Raw genomic sequence first — 17,869 nt, 5'->3', positions numbered from 1 at the left:
ATTTCGCCTTTTAGTCTTACTCGTACTGGTCTTAGTGATAAGCCCAGCGGGGATGTATTAAAAGGTGAAAAATGCTTTTAAAACCCTCGCACTACGCGGGGGTTTTTTTTGCATATAATCAACAGAGGAATGAGGATGAGTAGACAAGAATATAATGGCTCTGAATTGGTTGTTAAGTCATTAAAAGAGCTAAAGGTAAAGTATATATTTGGTTACCCCGGCGGCTCAGTATTAGATTTATACGACGTACTTTTTCAGCAAGACGATATTGAGCACATTTTAGTACGCCATGAACAAGCGGCTACACACATGGCCGATGGCTACGCAAGAGCAACCGGTGAAGTAGGTGTTGTACTTGCTACATCAGGACCAGGTGCAACAAACTGTGTAACAGGCATAGCAACTGCGTATATGGATTCAATTCCTATGGTGGTATTATCAGGTCAAGTGCCAACAAATCTTATTGGCGATGACGCGTTTCAAGAAACCGATATTGTTGGTTGCTCTCGCCCTATTGTAAAGCATAGCTTTAATTGTAGAAGTGCTAGTGAAATTCCCAACATACTTGCCAAAGCTTTTTATATTGCCAGCACAGGACGCCCTGGTCCTGTTGTAGTAGAGCTTCCTAAAGACATGCTTAATCCAGAACTAACTTTTGCTTACAACTTTCCAGCGGCAACTGAGCTCAGAACCTATAATCCAAATACAAAGGGTCACTCTAAACAAATTCGTAAAGCTGTTACTGCTATTTTAGAAGCGAAGAAACTGGTTATCTACTCAGGTGGCGGTATTGTACTTTCAAACACCTCAGAGCAACTAACTCATTTAGTCGAGTCACTTAACGCCCCTATTACCAACACGCTTATGGGACTAGGCGGTATATCGGGCATTCACCCTAACTTTATTGGTATGTTAGGTATGCACGGTACATTAGAAGCAAATAAAGCCATGGCCAATGCTGATGTTATTTTAGCGCTTGGCGCACGATTCGATGATCGGGTTACTAATAACGTTCAAAAATTCTGCCCTAATGCCACTATTGTACATGTAGATGTCGATCCAACCTCTATTTCTAAGACTATTAAATCTCATATTCCTGTTGTTGGCTGTTTGGCGACGGTACTTGAGCAATTACAAACTGCCATAGATAACAGTTCGATTAAAGTTGATCGCAGTGCACAAGAAGATTGGTGGCGACAAGTGATCAGCTGGCGTGAACAAAAATGCCTCAGTTACAATAATGATGGAGACAAAATTAAACCTCAAGCAGTTATCGAGGCAATATATGAAGCGACTAACGGAGATGCTTATGTTAGCTCTGATGTTGGCCAACACCAAATGTTTGCGGCGCAGTATTACCCATTTAAACACCCTCGTCAGTGGATCAATTCAGGTGGCCTAGGGACTATGGGTTTTGGATTACCTGCGGCAATGGGCGTTAAACTGGCTTTTCCTGAAAAAGAGTCTTTATGTGTAACTGGCGACGGCTCTATTCAAATGAACATCCAAGAGCTATCAACCTGTTTACAGTATAACTTAGCAGTAAAGGTGATCTCCTTAAATAACCGCTCACTGGGTATGGTCAGACAATGGCAAGACATGATTTATGGTGGCAGACACTCTTCATCGTATATGGAGTCTTTACCTGATTTTGTAAAGCTTGTTGAAAGCTATGGCCATGTAGGGATCAGAGTAAACACCCTTGATGAGTTACAACCTGCGATAGACAAAGCCATGTCGATCACTGATAGATTAGTATTTTTAGATATTTTAGTAGACGAAAAAGAACATGTTTACCCGATGCAAATTAAGCACGGTGGTATAGACGAAATGTGGTTAAGAAAAGGAGTGAAAGCATAATGCGTCGTATATTATCTATATTATTAGAGAATGAACCCGGTGCGTTATCACGTATAGTGGGGCTTTTTTCTCAACGAGCCTACAATATTGATAGCTTAACGGTAGGCACTACAGACGATGAATCACTTTCTCGTATTACGGTAACCACTAAAGGCGATGACAGAATTGTTGAACAAATAACAAAGCAAGTAAACAAACTGGTCGATGTACTTAAAGTTATTGATTTAACTGAAATGAGTCACATAGAGCGCGAACTTCTGTTAGTAAAAGTATTTGCCAAAGATGAAGCGACTCGTGCGGCAGTAACCCGTGTTGTTGATGTATTTCAGGGGGCTATTTTAGATATGGGCCGCCAAAGTTACAGCCTTCAATTAGTAAGCAGCACCGATAAAATAGAATCGTTCTTGGATACCTTACGCCACGAAACCGACATTATAGAAGTAGTTCGCTCAGGTGCGGTCGGCATTGGGCGAGGAGATAAAGCACTTAAAGCTAAATAAGCGTTAAATTTAGCGCAAAAAAAGGGCTAAATAGCCCTTTTTTTATTCATAAATCCCAAATTATGGATTTACTTGATCTTTAAGACCTTTACCTGGTTTAAAACTTGGGATAGTCGCAGCTGAAATTTGGATTTCTGCACCAGTTTGTGGATTACGACCTGTGCGAGCAGCACGTTCTTTAACTGAAAAAGTACCAAAACCAACTAACGCAACAGAGTTACCTTCTTTTAATGAAGAAGTTACAGCGCCTGTAAATGCCTCAAGTGCACGTGCTGCAGCTGCTTTAGAGATTTCTGCGTCAGTAGAGATTTTTTCAACTAGTTGAGCTTTGTTCATTATTAGATTCCTATTCGTTATTATTTTGCCTTTGCAAATCCTATCTTTATGCATTTTCGAAGAGTTAGCAACAGCAAATTACGTTTTTTATCTAAAATACTAAAAAATTAGTAAAAATAAATAAATTAACTGTAAAATACAGCGAGTTGGGTTAACAAAAGCTTAATTTAGGCACACTATTAGTGCAGCTTTGCACTTTAATGGCTCACTGTACCTTTTCTATTACTAATGTTACTTCGCCAACTTCAACACCAAACTTGACGATAGACGTACGGTTTATCAAACGCGTACTTGTTACTAGGTACATCCAATCGTCAAAGTTTACTTCCAATGTACTGCCATCGTAAGGGATCTCGACATTGTAATTCCAGTGAAACACACTCCCGTCACTCTCACCGGTAGCTATTCCCAAAACATCAGAAGCCGTTCCTGTTAAGGTATTGTCGTCGTTTAAGGTAATTTTCCAGATGCGTTTTTGTGTCTCACCATCATCGTAAATAAAGTCTTCTTCAATAGTGCCCTGATTGCCATTCCACTTAGCGTTTAAGTCAACAACAAGCTTGCGGGTTAATTCACCTTTAAAATCTTGTACAACGCCATAGGCTTTTAAATCGCCACTGAAAAAAGTCTTAAAATCAAAGTTTGGCTCTGAACCCTTATAATATTCAACACTTGGGGCTGAACAGCTGGCAATAAAAAAACTAACAGCCAATACCATGGCAAATTTAACGCGTTTTAGGTTAATCATATTAAATCCCTAGTAGTTGATTTCTAATTGATGGTTCTGACGTGTTTTCACTTAACCAGATAGCTAAAAAATCCTCAGCAAATGTGGCATCGTTAATACGACCTATTTGGTTCTCATTGTGAAAGAAAGTACTGTATCCTTGCTGATCAGTCAGTAGAGTTAACGATTCACCTTTTTTAATATTTGGCCATATCGATAGTAACTTATCTGCATAGCGCGCTGAAAGTTGGGGTTTACCTAGGTGCTGCCACTGCTCATTAGTCGCTTTTACAATATCTTTAGCGTCAAAGTCACGCAAATAAGTTAAGGTAAATTTAACAGGAGCTTGCTTGGCTGTGTAAGTGCCAGAAGGTGTGTAAAGCGTTGCATCATAAACATCCCAAAAAAGATACTCCATTCGCGCTTCGCCTACCTTGTTAAATTGGGTATCAGCGTAAGCAAAAGGGCTAAATAAAACATAAACCATGAGTAAATTTAGAAGCGTTTTCATCCTTATCTCCAAGCAGTATTGTGTTATTGCTTAACAAACGCACCAATTTTACCGTTTATAAATAAAATAAGGGTAAACGTTGCAGCCCATAAAGCACCGTAAAGTGGCCAAAATTGCCACAGTGGCATTCCTAACTCTAATACCTCAAATCGCGAGCCAGCCCAATAACTTCCGGGCGCAAATAACAAACACACACAGAAAGCTTGCCATGGTTTAAGGTTTGTCAGAAACGACATAGAGGTATTAATACACAGCAATAAAGCGACCCATAAAAAAACCAGCCAAAATGGGAACGGTTGAACTTTAAATTCAAATAACCCTAGCTGAACCGCAATAAATTCACACAACAAAGCTAGTGGTAAAGCTTTCAAAACCAGTAAAGCATCTTGTTTTTTTTGCGCTGATAAATAAAACATCAATGCTATAGCTACAGCAGAATAAGCTAATGCACCTTGTTCAAGTAGTAGGCACAGAAACCACACAACTTGAAACAGCACAAAATTAATAAGCGAGTGCAATCTCATCATTACTACTCGTGAAGCGGGGTTTGCGTGCCATTAAATGCACGGTACTGGTTGCTCGGGTTCTGAATGCCCCCTCACAATAGGCAAGGTAGAATAGCCATAAGCGATAGAAACGGTCATCAAACTTATTACTATCAAGCTTTGGCCAGCTTGCAATAAAACGCTCACGCCAATCGGCAAGAGTGCGGGCATAGTGAGCACCAATATCATTGATAGTGTGGATATTCATATCTGTGTTATTTTTAATTTGTTCACTCATTTCATTAAGCGAAGGCAAACACCCACCAGGGAAAATATACTGCTGTATAAAGTCTGAATTTTTTAAGTAATGTTGATAACGCTGATCGCAAATCGTAATTGCTTGAATAAGCATTGCACCGTTATCTTTCAATAACTCACCGCACTTAGTGAAGAAGCTAGGTAAATAGTCATGCCCTACAGCTTCTATCATCTCTATTGAAACTAACTTATCGTATTTACCAGTTAATAAGCGATAATCTTGCTTGAGCAAAGTAATTTTGCTTTCAAGCCCAAGCTCTTTAACCTTGTTAGCAACATAGTCGTGTTGTTCATCAGAAATAGTTGTGGTCGTTACATGACAGTCGTAATGAGTTGCAGCATAAATTGCAAACGCTCCCCACCCTGTACCAATTTCAATAACCGTATCACCTTGTTGAAGCTCAACCTGTTCGCATATACGTTGTAGTTTGTATTGCTGGGCTTGCTCTAAGGTAGCATCTTTAGTTGGATATACTGCACTCGAATAAAGCATTTCTTTGCTTAAAAAAGACTCGTATAAATCATTTCCTAAGTCATAGTGAGCAACAATATTCTTTTTTGAACCAGCGTGTGAGTTTTTGTTTTTTATGTGGTTTATACGGTGAGCGATATTGCTAAAAAACGCGAATTTCTTTTCAAATGCATCTAATTGATCTTGGTTAATCGCAAAAATTTCGATTAGGCGAGTTAAATTGTCACATTGCCACTGCCCTAAAATGTAAGACTCGCCCGCCCCCACACTTCCAGAAAGAGCAAACGCTTTGTACATGGCATTATCGTTAACGGTTACCGTTACTTTTAACTCTGAAGACGCATCCCCAAATACAGACTGTTGATTGTTCTCAACTAGCACTATCTGACCCGTTTCAATTGACGAGAACGCTTTAAAAACTAACTTTTTATAAAAATTAGTAAACCAACTAGTGCGTTCCTGAACGCGTAAGCTCGATACCTTTTCCATATACTTACCTATATTATTGTTATTACTTGTAAAACAACATAAATTAAATTTTAAAGTTTGCCTGAGTGACCTAAAAATGGGACTTTTTTAACAAACAACTTAAATGCCTGATAGTAAATACCTCTGAAAATAGACCATGTCATCGCAGGAAAGCGCTTCAACAGCTTGCTCATTTGTTTATTGCACAAGGGTTGGCGCTGTAACCTTAATGAAGCATCAAAAAGTAGTTCTTCATCGCGCTTATTTTCTATACGTATCAGTATATTGTCTTTCTTTTGCCGCACAGTCCAATGATAGTTCATATCCAAATTCATAAAAGGTGATACGGAAAATACTTTCTTAAAGTTCACTTTTTTTGTAATGGAACCAAGTAGTAATGTCGCTCATTCCATGGAGTATTACTCACCTCAGCTACCATGTAACTAAATTCATTATCTTGATGACCAAAAAAATAAAAGTTAACTGGACTAAAATAAATACCCAAACAGCGTAATTGTCCTAGCAGGTATACATGACTAAATTTTTCATCTACGCCAAGCTGGGATAGCTGCGCTTGAGCACGCTCTATAATTGGCTGATGTTGGCTATCTGGTAACCCTTGTAAATAATCAGACTGCTCAAACTTTAATGCTTTAAAACCTGAAGTGCCAAGCTGCTTATGGACGCCATTAAGCGCATGAGTATTATTTAAATCAACCCACATCATATAAAGTGGGTAATTAAACGCATGATGTTTTACAGCAAAACGGCGATGCTTTACATCGCCTAAATACACTGCATTAGTCAAACTCTACTCCAAGTTGTTTTGCAACATCAACGGCACTGCGCACACCATCCTCATGAAAGCCGTTATACCAATAAGCCCCACAAAAATAAGTATTTTTTTGACCGTCAACCGTATTTTTCAGCTGTTGAGCAGCAATAGATTGTTGATTGAACACAGGATGGTGATAAGTAAACTCACGTAAAATCTTACTTTGATTGATCCCTTCTAAGTGATTTAAAGTGACACAAAATTGGGTATCAGAGTCTATCCCTTGCAGTATATTCATTTGATAAGTAACAACAGCAGCTTTGTCGGTATTATTATTTAGTAAATAATTCCAGCTCGCCCACGCTGCTTTCCTATCTGGTAATAATGATACATCAGTATGCAATACCACCGAGTTTTCAGTGTATGGGATAGCGCCCAACACCTTATTTTCTTGCTCGCAGGCATCACCGAGTAACGCTAACGCTTGATCTGAGTGGCACGCAAAGATAACTTTATCAAACAGGGCTTGGTGACCATCAGCAAATGTAATGGTGGCTCCCTGCTCGTCTCTGGTTACCGATTTAATATCAGTGTTTAACTGTATTTTATCAGCAAAACCAGCAATCAACGGTTTAATGTATTCACGAGAGCCACCCGGAATAACATACCATTGCGGACGGTTAGTAATGTCTAATAAACCATGGTTAAAAAAGAATTTTACAAAAAACTCTACGCCCACGTTTTCCATTTCTTTAATGCTTGTCGACCAAATGGCCGCACCCATTGGCAAAATGTAGTGGTATTTAAAGAAGTCATTAAAGCGATGTTGTTGTAGCAACTCACCAAGTGATTGCTCAATGTATTGGCTTTTTTCATACAAAGCCTTGCACAGTTTATTAAAGCGCACGATATCGTACAATAGACGCCAAAACTTAGGTCTAACTATATTTCTTCGCTGAGCAAACAAACTAGTAAATGTATGCCCATTGTACTCAAAGCCAGTTGCTTCGTTATGAACGCTAAAGCTCATTTGTGTCGGTTTACGTTTTACACCAATACGTTCAAGCAGCTTTTCAAAGTAAGGGTATGTTCTATCGTTAAATACAATGAAACCGGTATCAACTGCATAATTAATACCGCTTTGGTTTACATCAACCGTGGCAGTATGGCCACCAATATAATCGTTCTTTTCAAATAGTGTGACATCATAATGCTTGTGCAATAGGTGTCCGCAAGTTAAACCTGATACGCCAGTCCCAATTATTGCTATTTTTTTCAACGGGTTAATCCTTTTGCAATTTTAAGCCAAAGCGAAAGTGGCAATATTCGCAGTGCTTTTAATATAAGTGTGAAACGATATGGAAAATGAACTTCTTTACGACGTTTTTTTACGCCTTTGATAATATAGTCAGCCGCTTTTTCTGCACTAACAGCCATAGGCATAGGAAAATCATTTTTGTCTGTAAGTGGCGTTTTTACAAAACCAGGGTGGACTAATGTTACATCAACATCGTTTAAATCTACCGCTAGAGTTTTAGCTAAATAGCTTACGCCTGCCTTCGATGCGCCATACGCTTCTGAACGTGGTAAAGGTAAGTAAGTAACACTCGAACTAACCATCACTAATTGGCCGCCTGATGTTATTTTAGGTAGTAGTGCTTCTAAGCAATACCCCATAGAAAGTAAGTTAACATTAATAACACGCTCAAAAAGGGCGCTATCAAAATTGCGTGCATCATCAACATACTCGCAATTACCAGCGTTAAGTATAACACGGTCAAATTGAGGGTAGCCTAGGGTCGCAGATTTAATATCTTGCAAGTTAGTTGCATCAAATTGGCAGGTTTCTATGTTGTTATGTTTTGCAAGTTCAGCGAGCTTTTGCGTATTTCGTCCACAGGCAATGACTGTGTCGCCCTGCTCAGCATACTTTATTGCAAGCTGTTCACCTATACCTGATGTTGCACCTGTAATAAGCGTAATCATAATTAACCAGCCCTTTTATCAATAAAGTTAATAATGTTGCCCAGTAATGGAATATGCTTATACAAAAGCTCTCCAGCGTTAAAGTAATCTCGGTGGTTAATAATTTTTTCACCTTCGAAAACAAGCTTACTGTGCCCTTGCACTGAAATTGTATTACCTGCATTAAGTTTTGGGTGAGAATAATGCATTGTCCAGTATACAAATGCATTATTATCGTTGGTAAATGAATCGGTTATGTCAAATCGACAATGCTTAACATTACTATATAAACCACAAAAATAACCTCTTAAATCTTCAAGGCCATTAATCTCATGCAGCGGATCTATAAAGTGAATGTTTTGAGCGTAAATTTCAGTTAATAAGTCTAAGTTATCTTTATCAAGCTTTTGATATATTTCTACAAATTTATCGACTGATAATTGGTTATCCATATCACACCTTAAATGCAGCTAAAGCCCTCGCTCGTGCCGCTTTATGATCAACAATTGCCGGCCAGTAACAGTGTTCATTTTTCCCCGTTGCTGCTAAGTAAGTATGTGGGAAATGAATGTGTTTATCTGGCACTTTTTCTAATTCAGGCAGATATTTACGAATAAAATCACCATTTGGATCAAAGCGTTCACTTTGGGTGATAGGGTTGAATACTCTAAAGTAAGGTTGAGCGTCACACCCGGTACTTGCAGCCCATTGCCAGCCGCCATTGTTTGATGCTAAATCGCCATCAATCAGATGCTGCATAAAAAACTGCTCGCCTTTACGCCAATCAATCAGTAGATGTTTAGTTAAAAAACTTGCAACCACCATTCTCAAACGATTATGCATCCAACCTGTTTGCAAAAGCTGTTGCATAGCTGCATCAACAAGCGGGTAACCCGTGCGACCTTCGCACCATTGCTTAAACTCAGCGTCGCTGTCACGCCAACACACACTATCGTACTTTTCGTTAAAGTTAGCACCGCGTGATAGTTTAGGAAATTCGGCAATTAAATGTTTATAAAATTCACGCCAGATCAGTTCGTTAACCCAGGTAAACGTTTTACTTTTTGAGGTGGTCAGTATATCGGGGTAATGTTGTTGTATATTAACCATTAATTGTTTACTACTAACAACCCCTAGTGCTAAATAAGGGCTTAAGCCCGAGGTCCCTTTTACGCTTGGTATGTCTCGTACGTCATCATAGCTTGCTAATTTATCGTGAATAAAATTATCGACTACAGTTGATAAAGTATCATCGTCAACAGGCCATTTTATTGAGCTTTCATCACCACTTAGTAACTCACACTGTTCGATTTCTATCGGCTCTTCAGATAACGGCCACAGTAATAAACTAAAGTGTGTATCTTGATACTGCTTTAACCATGCGCGTTTAAACGGTGTAAATACTTTATACATTTCATTATTTTGAGTGCGTACACTACCTACGGGAGCAATGATATCACCCTCGTATAAAGTAAATGTTATTTGCTGTTGGTCGCACTGTGCCTGAATCGCTTTGTCCCTATTAAATTCATTTAGCTCATACTCAGTATTGGCTATTATGTGTTTAATATCGTGTTGCTGACAAAAATCGAGAAGTTTAGTTTGGCTATCAGCAAAAAAAGGGGCGTCTATTACATGCAAATTTACGCCATATTTGGCAAGTTTTTCGCGAATATAACTCACCCTGCGTTTAAGTAAGTCAATTTGAATGGCAGCAGTATTATGCTGTGCCCATTGTTTTTCGCACACAAAAAAAATGGCGTGTTTAGCACCATTATTTAGCGCTTCAATAAGCGCCTCATTAGAAAAAAGGCGCAAATCGCGCCTAAACCAAAATAGTGTATTCATTACAAACCGTAACGTAGCTTAAGTTCATTAGGATAAGGGTTAAAGTAAATTTGCTTACTTAAATACTCATTTGGATGAACTTTCAAATGGTGTTTAAGCAATGTTAATGGTACATATAGCGGCACCAATCCTTGGCGATACTCATCAATTGCATCTCGCATTTCTTCCTTTTCGATTTTTGATAAATCTTTTTTGAAGTAACCTTGCAAATGCATCAACGTGTTAGAATTATTTTTTCTTGAAGCAGGACGCTTAAGCGCTGTCATTAAGCCCAGAATGTACTCGTCGGCCAAAGCATTAACATCGTCACCAACAAACGTTCCGAGTAGATTGCCTAAATCACGATACGCTTGATAATTATGAGCCATTAACAAATATTTGTATTGAGCATGGAACTGGGTCAAACGATGCACAGTAACGGGCTCTTTCACTAACTGTTGCCAGTTATGTAATGTATAAACACGCATTACAAAGTTCTCGCGTAAGTGAACATCGTTCAAACGTCCATTTTCTTCGCAAGGTAGTAAGGGATTATGTTTCATAATTTGTTCAGCAAAGAAGCCCACGCCTTCAGAAGTGTTACCGGTTCCTGCTTCATTGTAGATTTTTACCCGTTCCATGCCACAGCTTGGGCTCTTAGCACAAAAAACGAATCCGCTTAGATGCCCTGCTTGTTCTGTAGCTATTTTTTTACCATATTCTGTGAGCTGTGGGCCAACATCTCCCGTGCCATCCGGACGACACACTTTGATAGTATCGCCTGTTTTTACTTGACGAATAGTTGGACGAGGTATTGGTAATCCTACCGCAACCTCTGGGCAATACATTTTATATTCAACATGCTTGGCCAGTTCTTCCATACAAAAATTTGATTTTTTATGGCCACTGTCAAATCTTACCTTTTCGCCTGCCAAGCAAGCGCTAATACCTATTTTTATTGTATCTGTTTGCATAGATTCTCTTAATAAATCAAGCCACCAATTGGGTTAAGTAACTTGCTAAGTCCTTTATTGAAATGTAGCGCACTACTAACAACAGTAAAGCACAAACATCCCTCTTTTGTTAGGGGGTATGTTGATGACGGCCATCTTGCCAGATAAAGTCACCAGGAACATAACTGCCCTCTTCGTCTGTAAATTCACCGTCAAGCAGTAAAGTAACCTCAAAGCCGGTATGTGTGTGCTCCGGAATTTCTCCACCAGCATCTATATGTAACAAGCTTGAACGTAAATGGCCATCATCAAGTGCAATACGAGAACGCGCAAGCTTACCTACTTGGGTAAATTTACCATGCGAGATCCGTGTTAAAGCTCTCGGCAAGCTGTAGTTGTGTTCATTAACATTTATGCTAACAGGTTCTACAGAATATACTTCATCAATCGAGTCATCGGCCGTGATCATATCAAGTAAACTTGATTCAATTACATCATCGGCTTGCTCATCAGTTGTCACATCCATATTGTCACTAAATACTGCCCGCGCATTAGCTGCCTCAAGTTTTTCAACTTTTGCTTGGCATATTGGGCACATATCAACGTGTATTGATACGGCAAGGCTAAGCGATGCTGGAAGTGTTGCTGCACAGTATTGTGTCAGTAGTGTTTCACTCGGGTGATGTTTAATCATGCTGATCTCCCATTTCATTACGTAATTTCTGCAAGGCTAAACGTAATCGTGATTTTACCGTGCCTACTGGAATGTTTAATTGCTGAGCTAACTGCTCTTGCGACATATCTTGAAAATAAACGCCGCGCACCACTTCTCTTTGCGCTTGAGGCAATTTGTCTAAATAACGTTTAATTTGTTGGTCTTCAAGGTGGTCGCTGTATTCGTGATGTGTATCTTCAGATTCGTTCAATAACGGCCAAATATCTTCGCTAATATTTTCTTCTTTGTTACTTTTCATTTTACGAAGCATATCAAAAGAGGCATTACGCATTACTGTGTAGACCCAAGTAGTAGCTGCACCCTTTTCACTATTGTATAAGTGGGCTTTACGCCAAACTGAAGTGAGGGTTTCTTGTACCAATTCCATTGCTTGGGCTTCTACACCAAACTGCTTTATGCCAAAGCGCTTGATCTTTGGTGCAAAATATTCAAACAAGTACGCGAAAGATTTTTTATCGCGAGATTGAGCTACATTAACTAATGCTTCCCTGAGTTCCGTACTTGGTGTTTCTGGCATGGCAGTGTACTTACCTGTGTTAGGTTCACAACTTAGTGATTGTTGTTGACTTACCATAGTAAAATGTCCCGTTATTGCTTTAGTGAATACCATTACGAGCAATGATTACAATCGGATCATAATTATTTTAGGCAAATTCGTTATTAATCACAGTATGGAGGAAACTGAGCAAGTTATCAAAGTTAGTCTCGAATGCAAGTTGTTGTTTTTTCTCTATAGAAATGGGAAGTAATTCAAGCCATCGTGCAACAATCCACGTGAGTTTATTAAACTTGGTGGTTTTGTAAAGCGATTGCAGATCGGGATTATTCGCAAAGACTTCTTCTAGTGTCACTTGTAAAAGATGGTGCTGATCAATTTCATGGTTATCTTTGTTGTACCAATAAGGCGTGTTGCAAGCGGATACATCACCGTGGCGCAGTTCCTGCTCATCTTGATAAACGTTATCTATTTGCACACTCTTAGATGCAAATACATCAATTAATAGCATACCGCTTTCGTCTTGATCAAAGTCAATAACATCCATTAAACAGCCTTGGGCGCTTATGTTTAACGGGGTGTCATGCTCAAAGGTACATAAAACAAAACCGCTATTGGTTTTTAATGCGTTTTTTACCATCGTTAAATAACGAGGCTCAAATATACGTAATCGCGTATAGCCTTCAGGTAATATAAATATAGGTAATGGGAAAATCGCACGTTTCATAAAGTCTACTTCTTTCAAACACTCTGCCTTTATCTACGTGCGCTTCATTCAAGTCGATCAGCTTTAGTTACATCGATTGCTTTACAGTGCAAATGCATCCGCTAATTAAACCTCATTCCCACATTTTTTATCATGTAAACCAAGTAATAAACACTCAGTATACTTGCCACAGGTGCCAACATTAAGGCTAATAATTCGAACTCACTGTTCATTACTCTTATTCCCTTTTTATTGCTTTGGTTGTGCTTTAACTACACGTTGTTTTTCGTCCATGTTGCTATTATCAACCACAGGATTAGTTTCAAGTAAGCCACCAAGGATAAGCTGCGAATCAAAAGAAACAGCTTCTTTTACTGACTTTTCAAGCTCATTGCTTACTTGTGATACATAAGTAGACACTGAGTTGGTTAGCATATCTGTAATATTTAAATCGACTTCTGTAGCGTTAACCTGAGTTGAACCTAATACAAGTAAGCTAGCGATTGTGATGTTGATTGAAGTATTCATAATGGTATTCCTTGTTTGTTTATTGGTTAGTACGCTTAGTTACAATCAAGGGCTATGCCACAATGGAAAAACTTTATAAACCATTGTTTTAAAATGATATAAATAAATTAAAAAGAAATCCACAAAACCTAGGTTAGCAATTTTGACCAATGAATTTAAAAATAAAACCAAATAATAGTGTGTTTTTTAATGTTCAGTAAATTAATGACTTTATTTCGTATTTGAAAATTTCAGCGTACACATGTACACTAAAATTTATTCGCAAAGTGGTAGGATCTGTTATGTCTTTTGAAGCTCCCTATTCTAAAAAAGAAGAGCTGTTAAATGTTATTAGTCATGCCTTAGGCATTGTATTTGCTGCTTTTGTTTTTTGGGATTTAGTTAAACAAACTAATAGTGTGAAAAGCTATGCAAGTACTTTGGTATATGGCAGTAGCTTATTTATTTTATTTTTATCTTCAACGCTTTATCACGCCAGTGTGCGCCCTAGGTTGAGAGCGTTTTACAAAAAATGTGATCATTGCGCCATCTATTTACTGATTGCAGGCACCTACACGCCCTTTTTGCTGCTGTCATTATCTGGGCTCTGGTCGTGGGCTACCTTAATCTTTATTTGGGCGGTAGCGTTTGCAGGCATCGTTTATAAACTACTGGTTAAAAATGGCAATAAAAAGGTGTCGCTGGCTACCTATTTATTAATGGGGTGGTTTGCATTGGCCATTGTATATCCACTTTATTTACACGTGCCTATCAATGCACTTTACTGGCTATTAGCTGGCGGCATATTTTATAGTGTAGGTACTGTGTTTTACAGCGCTAAAAGTACTCAATATAGCCATGCTATTTGGCACCTCTTTGTTATTGGTGGATGCGTCAGCCATTACATTGCCATTACCCGCTATGTGTATTAAGCAAAAATACACATAGTCTTTTTAAATATCCCCTCATTACCTGCGTTTTTAACTAATACCCTGCAAATGTACTTATTAATAACTAAAGTATAACAAAATCTATCTCATGATCTAAAACCTGTTTGCTATACTGTTTCTAGGAACTGAAAACGCCATTGATTTAAATGGACGCGGCTCATACCAACTCGCTTAATTAAGTATTATTGCGGGTTGGTATCAAACAACGCTAGGTGTTATTAATATTGTCATTATCTAAAACACGCCCACAAATATTAAGCTTGTTTATCTATGCAAGACTGGTGTTGATCACTTTTTTAATGTCAACGCTTGCTGCTGTGCATTCAATTTACTTACTTGATCAATACATTTATCAGCAGAAGCAAATCTCTATCAGAGAGGTTTCAGGTAGTTACGTAAACCACATTAGAAATAACCTAAATCAAGCGCTTTCTGCCGCCTACCCAATTGCGGCCTTAATTCGTACTCAAAATGGTAAAACAGAAGGCTTTGAAGAGCTTGCATCTGAAATGTTAGCGCTCTACCCTGGCCTTGCAGCTTTACAGCTTTACAGCTTTACAGCTTCACAAAAACGGTATCCTTACACACGTAGTGCCACTCAAAGGCAATGAAAGCGCCATCGGAAATAATGTATTAGAAAATCCACTGCGAACTCAAGAGGCCTTTTTGGCCAAACAAACCGGGAAATTAACCCTTGCAGGGCCGTTTGAGTTATTTCAAGGAGGAATGGGGGCTGCTGCTAGGTTACCTGTCTATCTTGACACTCAAGACGGTAATAAGTTTTGGGGGTTTGCTACTGCGCTTATACGCTTTCCTGATATTCTCCAAAGCGTTAACTTAGCACAACTGCCACAGGCAGGTATTGGCTATGAGCTTTCAAAAGTCATGCCCGATACAAATGATGTACAAATTATTGTTAGCTCACAAAACCAAAAAATAAAAAATACTGTCGACTTTAATATACAAGTACCAAATGGGATTTGGGTATTTAAAACTTATCCTATCAATGGCTGGAAAGATAGTGGCATGCTGTTATTTGGTGTTGCTATTGCAGCCCTGTTCATCTTTTTAACCACAGTCACTGCTTATTTAGTGACTCGCTTAAGAGCCAGTCACCTAAAACTAGAAAAAAAGTAACGCAACGTACTCATGCATTACAAAATAATATTAAGGCACTTACCGATACCGAAAGACGGCTTCTTCTGAGTCAAAAGGTAGGTGGAATTGCCACTTGGGAGTGGGATATAAAAACCAATACAATCCGCTTTTCTGAATATGGTATTAGATTAATTAACGGCAGTGTTAAGCAACTCGAAATGACCAAAAATGAATACTTAGCCATTATCTACCCTGCTGATCGTGCCGATGTCATAAGAAATATAGAACAATGCATTGACGATGCAAGGGAATATAATATTGATCATCGTATTGTTAATAAACACAGTGAAATTCGCTGGTTTAATACCAAAGGAACACTCGTTAGAGATAATCAAGGTAGTGCAGTCACTATGTTGGGTGTATCAATCGATATTACTAAACGAAAGCTAATTGAGGAAAAGCTGCATTTATCTTCGCGCGTATTTAGAGATACTCACGAAGGCATTATTATCACTGATGCAAATCGACATATTGTTGATGTTAATCCTGCTTTTTGTCGAATAACCGGTTACAGCCATGATGAGGTAATAGGCCGCACCCCAGAGTTTTTAAACTCTGGTAAACAATCAGACTCTTTCTATAAAGATATATGGCTACAATTAAACAAGTTTGGCCATTGGCAAGGAGAGATTTGGAACTGCAAAAAAAATGGCGAGCTGTATGCAGAGCTACTAACTATTTCCGTGTTAACCGATGATAACAACGTTACTTTTTACTTGGGAATATTTACCGATATAACCCAAGCTAAACGTCAACAAGAGCAACTAAGCCGAATTGCACATTATGATTTATTAACTAACTTGCCAAACCGTGTGCTACTAGCAGATAGGCTTAGCCAAACCATGTTGCAATGCCGTCGTCATAACAATTCACTGGCTGTGGTGTTTCTAGATTTAGACGGATTTAAGCAGGTAAATGATTCACATGGACATGATATTGGCGATAAGTTACTTGTTGCAATTTCTATCCGTTTAAAAGATGCACTGCGTGAAGAGGATAGTTTAGCCCGTATTGGTGGCGACGAATTTGTTGCCGTCTTAACCGATTTAGAGTCAATTGCCGAATGTGTTCCTGTACTCGAGCGGCTATTAGCCGCAGCAGCTAAACCGCTAACCGTGAACGATATTGTCTTAAATGTTTCTGCTAGTATTGGGGTGACCATTTATCCTGAAGATAATTTTGATGCCGATCAATTAATGCGCCACGCGGATCAAGCCATGTATATAGCTAAACAAATGGGCAAAAATCGTTATCACTTATTTGATACTAGCCAAGGTGATACCGTTAAGGCGCAACAAAAAGGCATCGCGCTCATTCGTGAGGCCTTAGCTAACAATTGGTTTGTGCTTTATTATCAACCAAAAGTTGATATGCGAACCGGCGATATGATTGGCGTAGAGGCATTAATACGCTTGCAACATCCCGAGCGTGGGTTACTAAGCCCTATCGAGTTTTTACCAGCCATTGAAAACAATCAACTAATGATAGACGTTGGCGAGTGGGTTATTGATACCGCCTTATCTCAAATTAATCAATGGCAATCATTAACGCCAAGTTTAACTATAAAAGTAAGCGTTAATGTTGCTGCAGTACAATTACAACAATCTGAATTTACCTCAAGGTTAACTAAATTGCTACTGACGCACCCAAAAGTAAATGCAGCTAATTTAGAGCTAGAAGTACTTGAAACTAGTGCACTAAGTGATGTAACCCATGTATCTAAAACTATGCAAGATTGTAAAGCATTAGGGGTTGATTTTTCGTTGGATGATTTTGGTACTGGTTATTCATCACTCACTTATTTAAGACGTTTACCAGCAAGTTTAATAAAAATAGACCAAAGCTTTGTAAGAGATATGCTAGAAAATTCTGACGACTTAGCAATAGTAAAAGGTGTTATTGCATTGGCTAAATCATTTAAGCGCAATGTCATTGCTGAGGGGGTAGAAACGCCAGAGCATGCAGCAACTCTTATGCTACTTGGATGCCACTTAGCACAAGGTTATGGCATTGCCAAACCCATGAGGGCAGAAGATATTCCTACTTGGTTAGACAAATGGTCTGCAGATGAGATTTGGGCTTTAACTGACTTACATAAAATTGATTACTAGCTGAGTTT

19 protein-coding genes and 2 pseudogenes are annotated in these 17,869 nt (G+C 38.7%); 6 read left to right on the top strand and 15 right to left on the bottom strand.

Features of this window, described 5'->3' with window-relative positions:
* Window positions 1–135: 135 nt before the first annotated feature.
* Both AC0L7Q_RS16785 and ilvN read left to right on the top strand, forming a co-directional pair.
* Complete coding sequence (locus tag AC0L7Q_RS16785) at window positions 136–1,860, top strand: acetolactate synthase 3 large subunit (protein ID WP_413403225.1); 1,725 nt, start codon at window positions 136–138, stop codon at window positions 1,858–1,860.
* Window positions 1,860–2,360 (top strand): acetolactate synthase small subunit, encoded by a 501-nt coding sequence (gene ilvN / locus AC0L7Q_RS16780; protein ID WP_076921825.1) that lies wholly within the window; start codon window positions 1,860–1,862, stop codon window positions 2,358–2,360. Before AC0L7Q_RS16785 ends, ilvN begins: the two co-directional genes overlap by 1 nt.
* A gap of 60 nt (window positions 2,361–2,420) precedes the next feature.
* On the opposite strand, the gene AC0L7Q_RS16775 is transcribed toward ilvN, so the two are convergent.
* The 15 genes and pseudogenes from AC0L7Q_RS16775 to AC0L7Q_RS16705 all read right to left on the bottom strand — a co-directional run bounded on the left by AC0L7Q_RS16775 (window position 2,421) and on the right by AC0L7Q_RS16705 (window position 13,663).
* Complete coding sequence (locus tag AC0L7Q_RS16775) at window positions 2,421–2,696, bottom strand: HU family DNA-binding protein (protein WP_138607972.1); 276 nt, start codon at window positions 2,694–2,696, stop codon at window positions 2,421–2,423.
* 205 nt (window positions 2,697–2,901) lie between these two features.
* Window positions 2,902–3,444, bottom strand: a complete 543-nt coding sequence (locus AC0L7Q_RS16770; RefSeq protein ID WP_413403222.1) for a DUF3833 domain-containing protein — start codon at window positions 3,442–3,444, stop codon at window positions 2,902–2,904.
* 1 nt (window position 3,445) lies between these two features.
* Window positions 3,446–3,934 (bottom strand): chalcone isomerase family protein, encoded by a 489-nt coding sequence (locus AC0L7Q_RS16765; protein ID WP_413403220.1) that lies wholly within the window; start codon window positions 3,932–3,934, stop codon window positions 3,446–3,448.
* A gap of 23 nt (window positions 3,935–3,957) precedes the next feature.
* Window positions 3,958–4,458 (bottom strand): DUF2878 domain-containing protein, encoded by a 501-nt coding sequence (locus AC0L7Q_RS16760; protein ID WP_413403580.1) that lies wholly within the window; start codon window positions 4,456–4,458, stop codon window positions 3,958–3,960.
* A complete protein-coding gene (locus AC0L7Q_RS16755; RefSeq protein WP_413403218.1) occupies window positions 4,436–5,698 on the bottom strand; it encodes a class I SAM-dependent methyltransferase in 1,263 nt (420 codons plus the stop codon). Before AC0L7Q_RS16755 ends, AC0L7Q_RS16760 begins: the two co-directional genes overlap by 23 nt.
* 50 nt (window positions 5,699–5,748) lie before the next feature.
* Window positions 5,749–6,485 (bottom strand): annotated as a pseudogene (locus tag AC0L7Q_RS16750) (DUF1365 domain-containing protein).
* Window positions 6,478–7,731, bottom strand: coding sequence for an NAD(P)/FAD-dependent oxidoreductase (locus tag AC0L7Q_RS16745; protein ID WP_413403214.1), 1,254 nt, complete (start codon window positions 7,729–7,731; stop codon window positions 6,478–6,480). The pseudogene AC0L7Q_RS16750 and the gene AC0L7Q_RS16745 overlap by 8 nt, the downstream one beginning before the upstream one ends.
* Entirely contained in the window at window positions 7,728–8,438 is a 711-nt protein-coding gene (locus AC0L7Q_RS16740) for an SDR family NAD(P)-dependent oxidoreductase (RefSeq protein WP_413403212.1), read from the bottom strand. The genes AC0L7Q_RS16745 and AC0L7Q_RS16740 overlap by 4 nt, the downstream gene beginning before the upstream one ends.
* A 2-nt stretch (window positions 8,439–8,440) precedes the next feature.
* A complete protein-coding gene (locus AC0L7Q_RS16735) occupies window positions 8,441–8,869 on the bottom strand; it encodes a nuclear transport factor 2 family protein (protein WP_413403210.1) in 429 nt (142 codons plus the stop codon).
* A gap of 1 nt (window position 8,870) precedes the next feature.
* A complete protein-coding gene (phrB, locus tag AC0L7Q_RS16730) occupies window positions 8,871–10,265 on the bottom strand; it encodes a deoxyribodipyrimidine photo-lyase (RefSeq protein WP_413403208.1) in 1,395 nt (464 codons plus the stop codon).
* Window positions 10,265–11,218, bottom strand: coding sequence for a YbgA family protein (locus AC0L7Q_RS16725; protein ID WP_036983978.1), 954 nt, complete (start codon window positions 11,216–11,218; stop codon window positions 10,265–10,267). Before AC0L7Q_RS16725 ends, phrB begins: the two co-directional genes overlap by 1 nt.
* A gap of 8 nt (window positions 11,219–11,226) precedes the next feature.
* Window positions 11,227–11,891 (bottom strand): annotated as a pseudogene (locus AC0L7Q_RS16720) (ChrR family anti-sigma-E factor).
* Entirely contained in the window at window positions 11,884–12,507 is a 624-nt protein-coding gene (locus tag AC0L7Q_RS16715; protein ID WP_010388914.1) for a sigma-70 family RNA polymerase sigma factor, read from the bottom strand. Before AC0L7Q_RS16715 ends, AC0L7Q_RS16720 begins: the two are co-directional and overlap by 8 nt.
* Before the next feature lie 70 nt (window positions 12,508–12,577).
* A complete protein-coding gene (locus tag AC0L7Q_RS16710; protein WP_413403203.1) occupies window positions 12,578–13,156 on the bottom strand; it encodes an LON peptidase substrate-binding domain-containing protein in 579 nt (192 codons plus the stop codon).
* A 228-nt stretch (window positions 13,157–13,384) separates the two neighbouring features.
* Window positions 13,385–13,663: a hypothetical protein gene (locus tag AC0L7Q_RS16705; RefSeq protein ID WP_409425894.1), complete on the bottom strand. Its 279-nt coding sequence runs from the start codon at window positions 13,661–13,663 to the stop codon at window positions 13,385–13,387.
* Window positions 13,664–13,944: 281 nt separating this feature from the next.
* Between AC0L7Q_RS16705 and trhA the strand changes: the two genes are divergently transcribed.
* The 4 genes from trhA to AC0L7Q_RS16685 all read left to right on the top strand — a co-directional run bounded on the left by trhA (window position 13,945) and on the right by AC0L7Q_RS16685 (window position 17,861).
* Window positions 13,945–14,574: a PAQR family membrane homeostasis protein TrhA gene (trhA, locus tag AC0L7Q_RS16700; protein ID WP_413403201.1), complete on the top strand. Its 630-nt coding sequence runs from the start codon at window positions 13,945–13,947 to the stop codon at window positions 14,572–14,574.
* 242 nt (window positions 14,575–14,816) lie between these two features.
* The gene (locus AC0L7Q_RS16695; RefSeq protein WP_409425892.1) at window positions 14,817–15,203 is read left to right on the top strand and encodes a hypothetical protein; all 387 of its coding nucleotides are present in this window, start codon (window positions 14,817–14,819) and stop codon (window positions 15,201–15,203) included.
* On the top strand, window positions 15,184–15,729 hold the full coding sequence (locus AC0L7Q_RS16690; RefSeq protein ID WP_409425891.1) for a CHASE domain-containing protein: 546 nt from the start codon (window positions 15,184–15,186) through the stop codon (window positions 15,727–15,729). Before AC0L7Q_RS16695 ends, AC0L7Q_RS16690 begins: the two co-directional genes overlap by 20 nt.
* Window positions 15,627–17,861, top strand: a complete 2,235-nt coding sequence (locus AC0L7Q_RS16685; RefSeq protein WP_409426122.1) for a putative bifunctional diguanylate cyclase/phosphodiesterase — start codon at window positions 15,627–15,629, stop codon at window positions 17,859–17,861. The genes AC0L7Q_RS16690 and AC0L7Q_RS16685 overlap by 103 nt, the downstream gene beginning before the upstream one ends.
* Window positions 17,862–17,869 lie beyond the last annotated feature (8 nt).

It is taken from the genome of Pseudoalteromonas sp. KJ63-1 (genome assembly GCF_055808145.1).
Note: the sequence above shows the minus strand (reverse complement) of the source record. Positions and strands in the feature narration are given on the sequence as shown.